Annotated in this window: 15 protein-coding genes; 3 read left to right on the top strand and 12 right to left on the bottom strand. The window is 63.0% G+C overall.

What is annotated here, in order from left to right; translation table 11 throughout:
- Positions 1 to 11: 11 nt before the first annotated feature.
- The 4 genes from accD to WOB96_RS00830 are packed head-to-tail and all read right to left on the bottom strand — an operon-like array spanning position 12 to position 3,573.
- Complete coding sequence (gene accD, locus WOB96_RS00845) at positions 12 to 893, bottom strand: acetyl-CoA carboxylase, carboxyltransferase subunit beta (protein ID WP_341369366.1); 882 nt, start codon at positions 891 to 893, stop codon at positions 12 to 14.
- Positions 890 to 1,717: a tryptophan synthase subunit alpha gene (trpA, locus tag WOB96_RS00840; protein ID WP_341369365.1), complete on the bottom strand. Its 828-nt coding sequence runs from the start codon at positions 1,715 to 1,717 to the stop codon at positions 890 to 892. Before trpA ends, accD begins: the two co-directional genes overlap by 4 nt.
- Positions 1,714 to 2,916 carry a tryptophan synthase subunit beta gene (gene trpB, locus WOB96_RS00835; RefSeq protein WP_341369364.1) on the bottom strand — a complete coding sequence of 401 codons (1,203 nt, stop codon included), beginning with the start codon at positions 2,914 to 2,916 and terminating at the stop codon, positions 1,714 to 1,716. Before trpB ends, trpA begins: the two co-directional genes overlap by 4 nt.
- Positions 2,917 to 2,952: 36 nt before the next feature.
- Positions 2,953 to 3,573, bottom strand: coding sequence for a phosphoribosylanthranilate isomerase (locus WOB96_RS00830; protein ID WP_341369363.1), 621 nt, complete (start codon positions 3,571 to 3,573; stop codon positions 2,953 to 2,955).
- A 123-nt stretch (positions 3,574 to 3,696) separates the two neighbouring features.
- Here WOB96_RS00830 and WOB96_RS00825 point away from each other — a divergent pair, with 123 nt between their 5' ends.
- Positions 3,697 to 4,089, top strand: coding sequence for a DsrE family protein (locus WOB96_RS00825; protein ID WP_341369362.1), 393 nt, complete (start codon positions 3,697 to 3,699; stop codon positions 4,087 to 4,089).
- Positions 4,090 to 4,091: 2 nt separating this feature from the next.
- On the opposite strand, the gene truA is transcribed toward WOB96_RS00825, so the two are convergent.
- The 6 genes from truA to WOB96_RS00795 form a co-directional block, all read right to left on the bottom strand.
- Positions 4,092 to 4,865, bottom strand: a complete 774-nt coding sequence (gene truA / locus WOB96_RS00820; protein WP_341369361.1) for a tRNA pseudouridine(38-40) synthase TruA — start codon at positions 4,863 to 4,865, stop codon at positions 4,092 to 4,094.
- Positions 4,862 to 5,638 carry a CbiQ family ECF transporter T component gene (locus tag WOB96_RS00815; RefSeq protein WP_341369360.1) on the bottom strand — a complete coding sequence of 259 codons (777 nt, stop codon included), beginning with the start codon at positions 5,636 to 5,638 and terminating at the stop codon, positions 4,862 to 4,864. Before WOB96_RS00815 ends, truA begins: the two co-directional genes overlap by 4 nt.
- 49 nt (positions 5,639 to 5,687) lie before the next feature.
- Positions 5,688 to 8,090: a motility hub landmark protein FimV gene (locus WOB96_RS00810; RefSeq protein ID WP_341369359.1), complete on the bottom strand. Its 2,403-nt coding sequence runs from the start codon at positions 8,088 to 8,090 to the stop codon at positions 5,688 to 5,690.
- A 113-nt stretch (positions 8,091 to 8,203) separates the two neighbouring features.
- Positions 8,204 to 9,226 carry an aspartate-semialdehyde dehydrogenase gene (locus WOB96_RS00805; protein ID WP_341369358.1) on the bottom strand — a complete coding sequence of 341 codons (1,023 nt, stop codon included), beginning with the start codon at positions 9,224 to 9,226 and terminating at the stop codon, positions 8,204 to 8,206.
- A 91-nt stretch (positions 9,227 to 9,317) separates the two neighbouring features.
- Complete coding sequence (gene leuB / locus WOB96_RS00800) at positions 9,318 to 10,403, bottom strand: 3-isopropylmalate dehydrogenase (RefSeq protein WP_341369357.1); 1,086 nt, start codon at positions 10,401 to 10,403, stop codon at positions 9,318 to 9,320.
- A gap of 111 nt (positions 10,404 to 10,514) precedes the next feature.
- A complete protein-coding gene (locus WOB96_RS00795) occupies positions 10,515 to 11,075 on the bottom strand; it encodes a hypothetical protein (protein ID WP_341369356.1) in 561 nt (186 codons plus the stop codon).
- An 82-nt stretch (positions 11,076 to 11,157) separates the two neighbouring features.
- On the opposite strand from WOB96_RS00795, the gene mobA reads away from it, so the two are divergent.
- Together mobA and mobB are read left to right on the top strand one after the other, a co-directional pair.
- A complete protein-coding gene (gene mobA / locus WOB96_RS00790; protein ID WP_341369355.1) occupies positions 11,158 to 11,754 on the top strand; it encodes a molybdenum cofactor guanylyltransferase MobA in 597 nt (198 codons plus the stop codon).
- Positions 11,755 to 11,776: 22 nt separating this feature from the next.
- Positions 11,777 to 12,292, top strand: a complete 516-nt coding sequence (gene mobB, locus WOB96_RS00785; protein ID WP_341369354.1) for a molybdopterin-guanine dinucleotide biosynthesis protein B — start codon at positions 11,777 to 11,779, stop codon at positions 12,290 to 12,292.
- On the opposite strand, the gene WOB96_RS00780 is transcribed toward mobB, so the two are convergent.
- Both WOB96_RS00780 and WOB96_RS00775 read right to left on the bottom strand, forming a co-directional pair.
- The gene (locus WOB96_RS00780; RefSeq protein WP_341369353.1) at positions 12,283 to 12,924 is read right to left on the bottom strand and encodes a phospholipase D family nuclease; all 642 of its coding nucleotides are present in this window, start codon (positions 12,922 to 12,924) and stop codon (positions 12,283 to 12,285) included. The genes mobB and WOB96_RS00780 overlap by 10 nt on opposite strands.
- A gap of 99 nt (positions 12,925 to 13,023) precedes the next feature.
- On the bottom strand, positions 13,024 to 13,626 hold the full coding sequence (locus tag WOB96_RS00775) for a peroxiredoxin (protein WP_341369352.1): 603 nt from the start codon (positions 13,624 to 13,626) through the stop codon (positions 13,024 to 13,026).
- Between the last annotated feature and the right edge of the window lie 41 nt (positions 13,627 to 13,667).

Here is a 13,667-nt window from a genome sequence, read left to right as displayed (position 1 = left end):
AAAATCCAGCATCAGGCCTGGCGCAGGGGCTGCTGCGTCAGGGTGCTCAGCAGGCTGGCAATGGTGTCACGCATCGCGCGGCGATCGACGATCATGTCGATGGCGCCGTGCTCCAGCAGATATTCCGAACGCTGAAAGCCCTCCGGCAGGGTTTCGCGAATGGTCTGCTCGATCACCCGGGGTCCTGCGAAGCCGATCAAAGCCTTGGGTTCAGCGATCTGGATGTCGCCGAGCATGGCAAGGCTGGCGGACACGCCACCCATGGTCGGATCGGTCATCACCGAGATGTAGGGAATGCCGGCCTTGGCCAGCTTCTCCAGGGCGGCCGAAGTCTTGGCCATCTGCATCAGGGAGAGCAGGGCTTCCTGCATGCGCGCCCCGCCGGAAGCAGAAAAGCAGACCAGCGGAATGCGGTTTTGCAGGGCCGTTTCCGCCGCCTTGGCGAAACGCGCCCCGACCACGGAGCCCATGCTGCCACCCATGAAGCTGAATTCGAAGGCTGTGGCCACTACCGGCAGGCCCTTGAGCTGCCCCCGCATGGCCACCAGGGCATCGGTCTCACCGGTGGCCTGCTGGGCCGCGGCAATGCGATCCTTGTAACGCTTCTGGTCCTTGAAACGCAGCGGGTCGACCGGAATGTAGTGGGCGCCGAGTTCCAGGCGGGGCTCAGGATCGAGAAAGAGGTCCAGCCGCCGCCGTGCGCCAATGCGGTTGTGGTGCCCGCACTTGGGGCAGACGTCCTGGTTTTCCTCGATTTCCGCCTTGAAAAGCACGCTCTGGCAGGTCGGACACTTGGACCACAGCCCTTCAGGTACGGCGCGTTTGTTCTCTTCGGCCTTGGCGTTCTTGTCTTTCTTGATCTTCGGGGGCAGCAGCTTCTCGAACCAGCTCATGCAATCTCCTGTACAGCCTGACGCGCCTTGTGCACGGCCACGGCCATCTCCTTTACCAGCCTGCCGGCACGGGCAACTGCATCCGCTACGTCAGAGGCTGCTGCAATCTCGCGCACCACGGCACTGCCCACCACCACGGCATCGGCCATCCTGGCCATGGCGGCGGCCGTAGCGGCATCCTGAATGCCGAAGCCCACCCCAAGGGGCAGGCTGGTATGCTGGCGCACCCGCGCGATCCGGGCTGCCACCTCGGCCATATCGAGGCCACCGGCCCCGGTAACGCCGCGCATGGAGACATAATAGACGAAACCGCTCGCCACCGCCGCCACGCGCTGCATGCGGGTCTCGCTGCTGGTCGGCGCCAGCAGGAAGATCGGATCGATGGCCCGGGCGCGCAGCACGGATATCAGTGCCTCGGCCTCCTCGGGGGGCATGTCCACGGTGATCACGCCATCCACCCCGGCGAAGGCGGCCGCCTTCGCGAAGGCTTCATAACCCATGACCTCGACAGGGTTGAGATAGCCCATCAGCACCACGGGTGTGTGCTGGTTTTCCTTGCGGAATTCGGCCACGGCCGCCAGCACCTGCGTCAGATTCATACCATGACGCAGGGCGCGCTCGTTGGCCTGCTGAATGGTGGGTCCGTCCGCCATGGGATCGGAAAAAGGCACGCCAAGCTCGATGATATCGGCGCCAGCGGCAGCCAGAGCGTGGAGCATCGGCAGGGTGGCGGTAGGCTCGGGATCGCCTGCCGTGAAAAACGGGATCATGGCGGCCTGTCCGGCCTGCTGCAGACGGGCAAAGGTCGGGGCGAGACGGCTCATTCGGGGTGTTTCTCCATGTATTCGGCCACGCTGTGGATATCCTTGTCGCCCCGGCCGGACAGATTGATGATGATGCTCTGCTCCGGGCGCATTTCCGCGGCGAGTTTGAAGCCCTGGGCGATGGCATGCGAGCTTTCCAGCGCCGGCATGATGCCCTCGGTGCGGGTCAGGCGATGAAAGGCGGCAATGGCCTCAGAATCGGTGATCGCCACATACTCGGCGCGGCCGATATCCTTCAGATAAGCGTGTTCGGGGCCGACGCCCGGGTAATCGAGCCCGGCGGAAATCGAGTGGGTCTCGATGATCTGGCCATCGGCATCTTCCATGAGATAGGTGCGGTTGCCATGCAGCACGCCCGGCCGGCCGGCCGTGAGCGGGGCGGCGTGCCGGCCGGTCTCAAGCCCACTGCCACCGGCCTCGACGCCAACCAGGCGCACGCCGGCATCCTCGATGAAAGGATAAAACAGCCCGATGGCATTGCTGCCGCCACCCACGCAGGCCACGCAGGCATCCGGCAGGCGGCCGGTCTGGGCCAGATGCTGGGCCCGCGCCTCGTCGCCGATCACGCGATGGAAATCGCGCACCATCATCGGATAGGGATGCGGTCCGGCCACGGTGCCGATGATGTAGAAGGTATCTTCGACATGGGTGACCCAGTCGCGCATGGCCTCGTTCAGGGCATCCTTGAGCGTGCGCGAGCCGCTCGTCACCGGCCTCACTTCGGCACCCAGGAGCTTCATGCGAAACACGTTGATGGCCTGGCGGCGAACGTCCTCCTCGCCCATGTAGACGATGCATTCCATGCCATAACGCGCCGCGACGGTGGCAGTGGCAACCCCGTGCTGACCGGCGCCGGTCTCGGCGATCACCCGCTGCTTGCCCATGCGCCGGGCCAGCAAGGCCTGACCAACGGTGTTGTTGATCTTGTGCGCACCGGTATGGTTGAGATCCTCGCGCTTGAGATAGATCTGCGCGCCGCCGATCTCTCGCGATAGCCGCGCGGCATGATAAAGCGGATTGGGACGGCCCACGAACTGGGCGAGTTCGCCGTGAAATTCCGCCTGAAAGGCCGGGTCCTGGCTCGCTGCCTTGTAAGCGGCATTCAGCTCATCGAGCGCCGCCATGAGGGTCTCGGCGGCAAAGACGCCACCGTAAGGGCCGAAACGGCCATGCTCGTCCGGCAGGTTATAGGTCGACATGAATCATCCTCACTGCATTGAATTCCAGGTCCGCGCTCAGATTCGCGCCTGGCGCGCACGTTCGACAAAGGCCCTGACCAGCTTCGCGTCCTTGACGCCCGGGCGCAATTCCACGCCACTGCTGACGTCCACCCCATAGGGCTGGGCCAGGCGGATGGCATCTGCCACGTTTTCGGGTCCGAGGCCACCGGCCAGGATCAGGGGCCGGCTGCTCTCGCGCGGCACCCGCGCCCAGTCGAAAAGCTGCCCGGTACCACCTGCGGCCAGCGGACTGTAGGCGTCCAGCAGAAAGGCACGCGCCTGGGGATGACGCGCCATCTCAGCCAAGGGGTCGAGGTCCGGGTGCATGCGCAGGGCCTTGAGATAGGGCCGACTGTAACTGGCGCAATACTCTGGCGTTTCCTCACCATGAAACTGCAGGATATCGAGCGGGCAATGAGCCAGAACCTCGCGCACCCGTTCAGGCGTCTCATTCACGAACAGGCCGACGGTGCTGACGAAAGGCGGCAAGACGGCAAGGATGGCCTGCGCCTGCCCGATGTCCACATTGCGCGGGCTCTTGGCATAAAACACCAGCCCAATGGCATCCGCACCGGCGTCTGCAGCCAGCAAGGCATCTTCCCGCGAGCCGATCCCACAAATTTTCACACGAATCATGCGCGAAAGGTAGCAGTAAATCCCTGCCCAGAAAAGCCTTTCCCCTCAGGGAAAAGCCTGCGACAACTTTCCCGGAAATCCAGTGTCATAATTTAATATGATTCATCTTTCCCGGAGGTTCCCATGAGCACGCCACAGGACAACACCCCGCAGCAGATCGATCTCGGCATCGTCATGACCAGCGGGCCGGATACCCCGCGCCGCCTCGCCTCTCCTTTCTTTCTCGCGGCCACGGCAGCGGCCGAGGAGCGTTCGGTAGTGGTCTATTTCACCGGCCTTGGCACCCTGCTGCTCAAGAAAGGCGTTGCCGAGGAAATCTATCCAAAGCCCGGCGGCAAATCGGTGGCGCAGTTCATGCAACTGGCACGGGATAATGGCGCGCAATTCGTGCTCTGCGCCACCTCGATGGATCTGTTTGACCTGACGCCAGCCGACGTGCTGCCCGACATCCCGGCTTTCAGCGTTTCCCAGGCCCTGCCCTATCTGGAGGCAGCAAACAAGCTGCTCAGTTTCTGAAGCTACCAGGGTTCGGCCAGAAGCTGGGGCAAGCCAAAGCGCTCGGGATAGCTGACATGGGTCAGATAGAGCCCCGCAGGGGGGGCTGTGACGCCGGCCAGCCGCCGGTCGCGGCTTTCAAGCACCTCGGCCGCCCAGCCCGGCGCCTGCTGGCCGCTGCCAACGGCGATCAGGACACCGGCCAGGTTGCGCACCATGTGATGTAGGAAGGCGTTGGCTTCCACGTCCAGGGCGATCAGATCACCCATGCGGGTGACCTGTAGCCGCCGTAGTTCACGCACCGGGTGCCTGGCCTGGCAACTGCTGGCGCGGAATGCGGAAAAGTCATGGCGCCCGATCAGATGCCCTGCCGCCGCCTGCATGAGATCGGCATCAAGTGGTGTGTAGATCCAGCTGACGAAATGGCGACGCAAGGCAGGCCGTTCCGGGCGGTTGAGAATGAGGTAGCGATAGGCACGCCCGGTCGCGGAAAAGCGGGCATTGAAATCATCGGGAACAGGAAGGGCCCAGCGTAGGCTCACGGCCGCGGGCAAGGCGGCATTGGCACCACGCACCCAGGCGTATTCGCTGCGAAGCGCACTGCTATCAAAGTGGGCGACCTGGCCGATGCCATGTACACCAGTGTCCGTGCGCCCGGCCACCACGACTTCGATAGGCTCGTTGGCAACGCGTGAGAGGGCCGCTTCCACCGCCGCCTGCACACTCGGCTGACCATGCTGGCGCTGCCAGCCACAAAAGGCCGAGCCATCGTACTCAACACCAATAGCAATTCTCATTGCAAACCATCGATCAACAAAGCAAACCCCATCAGACCAAGAACCAGCAACAGCATCAGGAGATCCCGCCAGGCAAGTCTCGGCAAGGGCATCTCTGGCTCGGGCCTTGCTGCGGGATGCTCATTTTCAATTTCTTCAAAAAGCCGCAGGAGCACCTCGGCCCTCAGCCGCAAGCCTGCCCATAGCCCCTCGGGCATGCGTTCGGTGGCAAGACTATCACGCAGGCTGCGCGCCCGTGCGCCCATGGCATCCACGGCGGCCAGGGTCAGGGACAGGCGGGAGGCCAGGCGCGCCACGGGAAACCCCAGCCGGCCAAAGGGCTGCAGCAGGCGTGCAATTGCCTGGGCCATAAGAGCGGGCGCAACGCCATGCATGAGCCAGATCGCCCAGAAGGCCATGAAAAGCAGGGCCAGGGAACGCAGCAACCCTTCCCGCAAGCCCTCGCGTGCCGGAGACAATACCCCGACTTCCGGGAAAAGCAAGGGCCCCGGCGTCAAATAGGCGTGCAGGAGCAGGGTGGCGAGCAGAAGCCAACGCAGTCGCCGCAAGGTACGCATGAGGATCTGGCGATCCGGCCTGTCGCAGAGCAGAACCAGGGTAGTCAACAGGAGCAGCACCGGCAGCAAGGGGACCAGATGAAAAGTCAGGGCCAGACTGATGATGATGAGCACCCAGAGCCGGGCCAGTGGATGCAAGGCTCTGATGGAACGACATACCCCTAGCAAGGAATCACTCCAGCCCTGGCCCGTTGCAACAGGGCATGATAGTCGCACAGCGTGCCCCCAGGGGGGCACGAGCAGCAAGCAAAGCGGGCGCTGCTAATCAGCCAATGGCGGCAAGCAGTTGCTGGGCCTCGGAGCGCACGCGGGCGTCGCCCTGTTGCGCGATTTCCTGCAACAGTTCGCGGGCTGATTCACTATCCCCCATATCCACGTAGGCCTTGGCGAGATCAAGCTTGGTATCCATGCCATCCCAGTCAGTGAGATCCGTTTCACTGGCTGGATCAGGGGCGACAGCTGTGGCCGGTGCCAGATCCAGGAACAATCCCTCTTCCCTTTCAGGCGTGAACGACTCCGAAGATGATGGTGTCACGACTTCTTCCAGGGCGCTGAACTCACGATCCAGCGCGGCAAAGACATCCTCGTGCGCCTTGGCAAGACCTGACTCCGGGGCAAGGTCCAGATTGAATTCAGCAACTTCACTGGTCGAAACGACTGAATCCTTCAGGACCCGTGAACCGGCCCGCGCGCTGGCAGGATCGAATTCAAGCCCACCCAGGTCGAAATCGATGATATTGGATCCAGCGGTTGCGACTTCCTGACCGCCAGGTTCCGGGCTGGAATTCTCCTGGGCAGCCGCGAGTTCCTCAAATGAATGGTCGCTATCCCTGACAGCAGCTGGAGCATTGTCGGAAAGGTCCAGTTCCATGAACCCAGACGCCGGGTTCGGCGTCGCAGCGGCTACAGGTTGATCCTCGAACAAGGGATTGCCTGGAAAGAGCAGAGCCCCCTGCGCCATCACCCCGCGCCAGGCCGGATTGTCCTTGCCAAAGCGGCCCCGCATGCGTTCCGCCAGGTCCAGATAATCATCCAGCTTCGACTGCTTGGCATAGAGATCCAGCAACTTCACGTAGACCTCCTTGCGACCGGGCTGCTGCGTCAGGGCTGTTTCCAGTGCCTCCTGTGCCTGCTGAACCCGGCCGTAGGTCAGATAAAGCTCCGCCTGATCGAGGGCATCCACCTCAGGACTCTCCGTGCTGGCGAGCACCTGTTCCGTGATCTGTGCCGGGGCCGCTTCTTTCTGAACAGCAGGAACGGCAGCCGGCGTTGCAATGGCGACTGCTTGCGAGTCGATCTTCTGCCGCCTGGCCGTGCGATTCTGCTCGCGGCTCTGCAGCACCTTTTCCTTTTCCATGGATCGCAGGCTGGCCTGAGCCGCGGCAATGTCGCGGCTGCTGCGCCGCTGACGCCAGAGCAGGTACAGCACCAGCACCAGAAGCAGGGCATTGCTGCCCACCATCAGCAGCATCAGCGGATTCTTGAGCAGGGCATCCGGGGAGTTCCGCAGGGTGGCATCGCTCTGGGCCTGAAGCTCCAGCAGGTGCTTCTGCTGCTCCCCCATCTTCTGGTTCAGACGCGTGACCGTCTGGGAAAGCAGCTCGTAGGCCTTTTTATTGGCCAGATTTTCTTCCTGCAGGGCCTGCACGCTTGCCGAAACCGTAGCGCTGCCAGCCGTTGCGGCGCTGGCTGTGGCTGCTGCAGGGCTGATATAAAAATCGGGCTGTCCTGGCGCTGCAGGTCTTACCTGTGCCGGGGCAGAAACCGGTCGGGTCCCTGGCTCCGGTTTGACTGGCTGGACGACTGCCGGGCTGACCGGCGCGGCGGGGCGGGCATGCGGCTTGGCGGCCCCGGCTTCACGGCGGGTCAGGATGCGCACGGCGTCGGCATCACTCATCGCCTGAATCAGATTCAGCGGAGGGGCTTTGAGCACGGCACCCGGGCGCAGGACGTCCGGATTGCCGCCAAGAAAGGCGTCTGGATTGTGCTGATACAGGGCAGCCATGACCTGGCTCAGGCCCAAACCATTGTCACCGCGCATCCGCGAGGCGATGCGGTAGAGATTGTCCTTGCCGGTCACCGGACCATAGATGGCCACCCGCGACCACTGCTGGCCAGGACCGATGGGCTGCGGCGCCGGGCGGCTGGCATGCCGGGGCATTGCGTGGGCCTGGTTGCCGGAGGAAGCAACTGTCGGGCGCTGCACGGGCATGGCCTGGGACGGTGCGACTGGTACGGTGATGACAGGCTGGGGCAACACGGGACTGGCAACGGGTGATTCGGGATAACGCATGCGGGCCAGATAATCCTTGATCAGCTTGCCACCACCCCATTCCAGTTCCACCAGGAAGTGCAGGCTCCCCGCAGGGAGAGGACGACTGCTGCTGACAAGCACGACCGGCGTGCCGCCGGATTTGATGCGGAAATTGAGCTGCTCGACACCGGGGGCGCGTTGCACGCCGATGCTGTCAAAGGCTGCCGGCGACGCCAGCCGCACCCGTAGGGCATCGAGATCCTCGGCGGTTACGGAGCGCAGTGGAATCTGGGCCCGGAAGGGTTCTCCCGGCCCGGACAGGACGGTCATGTCACCCAGTCCCAGGGACCAGGAAACCGTCGGGGCCATGAGGCCCGCGCCGAGAAGTAATCCACCCAGTATCTTGCTACGCATGCAGCCTCCCGTGATGCCGGTTCGCGCAGGAGCGCGCCCCGGTGCTTATTGATTTTTTATATCCACGCCTGTTCCTCACCCGCATGCGTTTTGCGCATTGTGGATTTTCAAATTTATATGTAGTCGCGAATCAGCAATTCCGCAATCTGCACGCTGTTGAGCGCCGCGCCCTTGCGCACGTTGTCGGCCACCACCCAGAAATTGATGCCACGCGGATGCGATACGTCCTCGCGGATGCGCCCGACATAGGCGGGATCTGTGTTGGCGGCCTCGGTGGCGGTGGGATAGCCGCCCGGTTGACGCTCGTCCATGACCTGCACGCCAGGGGCCTGGCCGAGCAGTTCGCGTACCTGTTCGGCGGACAATTTTTTCTCGGTCACCACATTCACGGCCTCGGAATGCCCATAGAACACCGGCACGCGCACGCAGGTGGCGGACAGTTCGATGCTGTCGTCCTCCATGATCTTCTTGGTCTCCCAGGTCATCTTCATTTCTTCCTTGGTATACCCGTTGTCCAGGAAGACGTCGATCTGGGGCAGGCAGTTGAAGGCGATGCGCTTGGGGTAGACCTTCGCCTCGACTTCCTTGTGGTTGAACAGTGCCATGGTCTGGCCGGCGAGTTCCTCGATGGCGGCCTTGCCGGTGCCGCTGACGGCCTGATAGGTGGAAACCACGACGCGCTCGATCCGGGCGGCGTTATGGATGGGCTTCAGGGCCAGCAGCATCTGGATGGTCGAGCAGTTGGGGTTGGCGATGATGCCGCGATTGGTGTAATCGGCGATGCGATGGGCATTGACCTCGGGCACCACCAGCGGAATGTCCGGCTCATAACGGAACTGCGCGGTGTTGTCGATCACCACGCAACCGGCTGCGGCGGCCTTCGGGGCGTACTCGGCGCTGACCGAACCACCCGCTGAAAAAAGTCCGATATCGGCCTTCGACCAGTCGAAATCCGCGGCATTGCCCACGATGTGGGTCTTGCCGCGAAAGCTGATCTCGGCCCCGGCCGAGCGTTCGCTACCGAGCAGGTAGAGTTCGGCAACCGGGAATTTGCGGGACTCAAGGATGGACAGCATGGTTTCGCCAACGGCGCCGGTGGCGCCCAGTACGGCCACGTTATAGGCAGACTTCTTCACGGCAATCTCCAGGGATGTTCTGCTTGGGAGACACACCGACTGAGGCATGCTCCCGAAGAAAATAGTTAAATAGGCGACGCGGAATGATTTTTCACTGGCCGGCCTGCAGGGCCGCCAGGACGGCGTCACCCATCTCGTGCGTACCCACCCGCCGGGTGCCCGGCGCATGGATGTCCGCGGTGCGCAGGCCCTGATCCAGCACCCGGCTGACCGCGGCCTCGATGCGATCCGCCCAGACCGGCTCGTTCAGGGAGTAGCGCAGCATCATGGCAACGGACAGGATGGTCGCGATCGGATTGGCAATCCCTTGGCCGGCAATATCCGGCGCTGAGCCGTGGATGGGCTCGTACATGCCGTATTTCGTGCCAAGACTGGCAGAGGCCAGCATGCCGATGGAGCCAGTGAGCTGGCTGGCCTCGTCCGAGAGGATGTCGCCGAAGATATTGCCGGTGACGATCACATCGAACTGGCGCGGATTGCGGATGAGTTGCATGGCGGCATTGTCCACGTACATGTGGCTCAGCTCGACCTCGGGGTATTCCTGCTGGCCGATGCGGGTGAGGACCTCGCGCCAGAGTTCGGTGGTCTCCAGCACGTTGGCCTTGTCCACCGAGCAGAGCCTGCCCTGGCGACCCTGTGCGGCCTTGAAGGCGACATGGGCGATGCGCTCGATCTCGGCTTCCGAATAGACCATGGTGTTGTAGCCGCGGCGGCTGCCATCGGGCAGGGTTTCGACGCCGCGCGGCTGGCCGAAATAGATGTCTCCGGTCAGTTCGCGCACCACCAGGATGTCGATGCCGGACACCAGCTCGGGCTTGAGCGGCGAGGCATCAACCAGTTGCGGATAGACGCTGGCGGGCCGCAGATTGGCAAAGAGATCCAGCTCCTTGCGCAGTCCCAGCAGGCCGCGCTCCGGGCGGATGGCATGCGGCAGCGGTTCCCACTTGGGGCCACCCACCGCACCCAGCAGGACGGCATCGGCCTCCAGGGCAAGCTTCAGGGTACTTTCGGGCAGCGGGCCGCCGGTCGCGTCGATGGCCGCGCCACCGACCAGGGCCTCGCTCATCTCCAGATCCAGCCCCTGCGCATCCCGCAACCAGACCAGCACCTTGACGGCTTCGGCCACGATCTCCGGACCAATGCCATCCCCCGGCAACACCGCGATTTTCTTGCTCATGAGGCTACGTTCCCACCCTGACTGTTTGAAGGATCTGCCGGCTTGCCCAGCCTGGCAACATAAAACGTCCTAGAATACCCAAAACAATGCCTAAAAAACAGGTTGGATCATTCAGGAAGGCTCGTCCAGGATGACCCGCACGTAATACTTGGCCGGCTGCCCGGGATGCGGGTTTTCCGGCATGGCGTCAAAGGGATAAGCTCCGGCACCAAGCCCATGGGCATCCGTCTCGACGATGGCCCGCTCCTCCGGCGGGACCGTGACGTTGTCGGGCAGCAGGAAGCGGATGCCGCGCGCGCCGAGGCGTTCGCGGGCAGCCTTGATGTACATGGCCCGGGTGACCTCGCCATGCATCAGATTCAGGAAGCGCAGCAAGGTATCTGCAGCGATGCCCGAGCCGGCCAGCGCACCACCAGGCGACAGCAGGCGCTGGGCCGTGCCGCGCGGCAGATCCAGCAGAAAATTCGGATCCTGCAGGCTGCGCAAGAGCGTATCCCGCAATTGCGGATCATCGGGCAGTTCGCCAAAGCCGTTGAAATGGCGCAGAAACTGGATTTGCGAGAGCGGAAGCTGATCCACCCGCTCCTCCGGCGGAATCCCCGCCTCCAGCACCAGGCTCTTGCGTGACTCGGCTTTGTCCGGCGTAGATTTCCTGAACCAGTCCTTGAACATGGGATCACCTTTTCAGAATGTCTTGAAAATATCGCGCCTGCTGGCGCTGGCATGAATACCAAGCCCTGTCTACAATGCCCGGATGCCTGCCACGCACCATACACCCCTGCCCCTGAGCGCCCTGATCCTTGCAGGCGGCGCGGGCCGGCGCATGCAGGGCCAGGACAAGGGCTGGCTGCTCTGGCAGGGCGCCCCGCTGGTCGAGCATGCGCTCAACAGGCTGCGTGACCAAGCCCGCGAGATTCTCATCAGCGCCAACCGCAACCAGGCGGATTACAGGGCCTTGGGCTGCCGAGTGCTGGAGGATGACATGCCGGGCTATCCAGGTCCCCTGCAGGGTCTGCGCCAGGGACTGTTGCATGCCCGGGAAGACTGGCTTTTCACCCAGCCAGTCGACAGCCCCCTGCTGCCGGATGACATTGTCGAACGGCTCTGGGGTGCGCGCGACAGCGTTCCTCTGGTGCTGGCGCGCAGTCCATCCGGACCACATCCCTTGCTTTGTCTGTGCCGGCGAGATCTCCTGCCCCTGCTGGATGCTTATCTCGCCCGTGGCGAGCGGCGGGTGCAGGGCTGGTACGCCGACATCCCCCATAACTGGGTGGACTTCACGGAAACCCAAATGTTTAACTGCAACCATCCGCAGGATCTCACAGCCACGCTGGCGGATGATTTCTCATGATCCCCTGCGGAGATAATCAAGCATGATCGTTCTCGGCATCGCGGGCTTCAGCGGCAGCGGCAAGACCACCCTGCTGACCCGGCTCATCCCCCTGCTGCGTCAGCGTGGCCTGCGGGTGGCAGTCATCAAGCATACCCACCACGACTTCGACCCGGACATCCCCGGCAAGGACAGCTATCGCCTGCGCGAGGCCGGCGCGGCCCAGGTACTGGCGGCCTCAGACCGGCGCTGGGCGCTTTTCACCGAACTCCCCGAACCCCAGGAACCTCAGCTCGAGACGCTGCTGGCGCAACTCGACCCGGCGCGTAGTGATCTGGTGCTGGTCGAGGGCATGCGCCACGGCAAGCATCCCAAGCTGGAAGTGCACCGCCCGAGCCTCGGCCATCCGCTGCTCGCGCGCGATGATCCCTGGATCCGGGCGGTGGCCAGCGATGCGCCCCTGGACTGCCCCTGCCCGCGTCTGGATCTGAACGGTCCCGATGCGGTGGCCGGATTCATCGAGGCATTCCACCGGCGAGGCGTTCAGGCTCAATCATAGCCGCGCCGGTTCCTGAACTCCGTCGAATGCGCCCGGTGATGCTGGAAGTTCTGACCATAAAGATCCACCAGTGCCGGATTTCCCCGGAAGATCAGCAGGTTTTCGGCATTGGACTTCTCGCCGGCCTTGGTGAAGTTGAAGCTGCCGGTGATCAGGGTGTCCCCATCGATCACCATGATCTTGTTGTGCGCGATGGCATGCTGGTCGTCGATATAGGTGGGTACCGCATGGTTGGCCAGGTAGTCCGCTTCTGAATAATTGGCGGTGCGCTGACTCTTGTCGAGCACGGCAATTACCTTGACCCCGCGACCATGCGCCTGGACCAGGGCCTGGGCAATGGGGGCGCTGGTGAAACTGTAGGCCTGTACCCAGATGCGTTCCTTTGCGCCGCGAATGGCATCGACCACCGCCTGGGTGGCTCCGCCCTTGGGCGAAAAGGCCACGGTGATGCTGCCCTGGGCGTTGAGCGTCTGCGGCGATGCTGGTGCCCGGGCACTCAAAAGACCGGTCCATTCACCGACGCTTTCCCGCACTTTGTGGTAAAAGCCACCCTCGGCCAGCGCCGTGAAGGCCAGCATCACAAGCACCGCACCGACACCGAGCTTCCTGCGCGCGCCAAACCCTCTGCGCATCGATGGCCTGCTTTTCCGCCTACGTGTCACATTCCCCCCTCAAGACAGGAAACCCCCGCTTCCTGTGGAAACGGGGGTTGATTGGACCGGAAATGACGCTTAAAGCGCGCCGGCGTGCTGGGAAAGGTAGTCCGCCACGCCCTCGGGGTTGGCCTTCATGCCCGGTTTGCCCTGCTGCCAGCCGGCGGGACAGACCTCGCCGTGCTCTTCGGAGAACTGCAGGGCATCCACCATGCGGATGGCTTCATCGATATTGCGACCCAGGGGCAGGTCATTGATGACCTGATGGCGTACGACCATGTCGCGGTCGATCAGGAAGGTACCACGCAAGGCCACACCGCCGGTGGTGAGCACGTCATAGTCACGGGCAATGCTCTGGGTAAGATCAGCCACCATGGGAAAGCGCAGCTTGCCGACCCCACCCTTGTCGACCGGGGTATTCTTCCAGGCGAGATGGGTGTACTGGGAATCCACACTCACGCCGATCACTTCGCAGTTGCGCTTCTGGAATTCATCCCAGCGATGATCGAAGGCGATGATTTCGGAAGGGCAGACGAAAGTGAAATCCAGGGGCCAGAAAAAAAGGACGGCATATTTGCCCTTGGCAAATTCGGACAGGCGGAAGTTCTCGTTGATGCTGTTGTCGCCCATCACGGCGGGCGCGGTGAAGTCAGGAGCGGTTTTTCCGACGAGTACAGACATGGTGACCTCCATCAGGGTGGGTAGGAGCTAGTAGACAAAGT

It is taken from the genome of Thermithiobacillus plumbiphilus, assembly GCF_038070005.1.
In the GTDB taxonomy this organism is placed as follows: Bacteria; Pseudomonadota; Gammaproteobacteria; order Acidithiobacillales; family Thermithiobacillaceae; genus JBBPCO01.
This window is presented reverse-complemented; position numbering and strand designations above follow the sequence as displayed.

Bases quoted from the DNA above. Each gene is read 5' to 3' on its own strand.
- accD (WP_341369366.1), bottom strand. From the start codon at position 893: ATGAGCTGGTTCGAGAAGCTGCTGCCCCCGAAGATCAAGAAAGACAAG.
- trpA (WP_341369365.1), bottom strand. From the start codon at position 1,717: ATGAGCCGTCTCGCCCCGACCTTTGCCCGTCTGCAGCAGGCCGGACAG.
- trpB (WP_341369364.1), bottom strand. From the start codon at position 2,916: ATGTCGACCTATAACCTGCCGGACGAGCATGGCCGTTTCGGCCCTTAC.
- WOB96_RS00830 (WP_341369363.1), bottom strand. From the start codon at position 3,573: ATGATTCGTGTGAAAATTTGTGGGATCGGCTCGCGGGAAGATGCCTTG.
- WOB96_RS00825 (WP_341369362.1), top strand. From the start codon at position 3,697: ATGAGCACGCCACAGGACAACACCCCGCAGCAGATCGATCTCGGCATC.
- truA (WP_341369361.1), bottom strand. From the start codon at position 4,865: ATGAGAATTGCTATTGGTGTTGAGTACGATGGCTCGGCCTTTTGTGGC.
- WOB96_RS00810 (WP_341369359.1), bottom strand. From the start codon at position 8,090: ATGCGTAGCAAGATACTGGGTGGATTACTTCTCGGCGCGGGCCTCATG.
- leuB (WP_341369357.1), bottom strand. From the start codon at position 10,403: ATGAGCAAGAAAATCGCGGTGTTGCCGGGGGATGGCATTGGTCCGGAG.
- WOB96_RS00795 (WP_341369356.1), bottom strand. From the start codon at position 11,075: ATGTTCAAGGACTGGTTCAGGAAATCTACGCCGGACAAAGCCGAGTCA.
- mobA (WP_341369355.1), top strand. From the start codon at position 11,158: ATGCCTGCCACGCACCATACACCCCTGCCCCTGAGCGCCCTGATCCTT.
- mobB (WP_341369354.1), top strand. From the start codon at position 11,777: ATGATCGTTCTCGGCATCGCGGGCTTCAGCGGCAGCGGCAAGACCACC.
- WOB96_RS00780 (WP_341369353.1), bottom strand. From the start codon at position 12,924: ATGCGCAGAGGGTTTGGCGCGCGCAGGAAGCTCGGTGTCGGTGCGGTG.
- WOB96_RS00775 (WP_341369352.1), bottom strand. From the start codon at position 13,626: ATGTCTGTACTCGTCGGAAAAACCGCTCCTGACTTCACCGCGCCCGCC.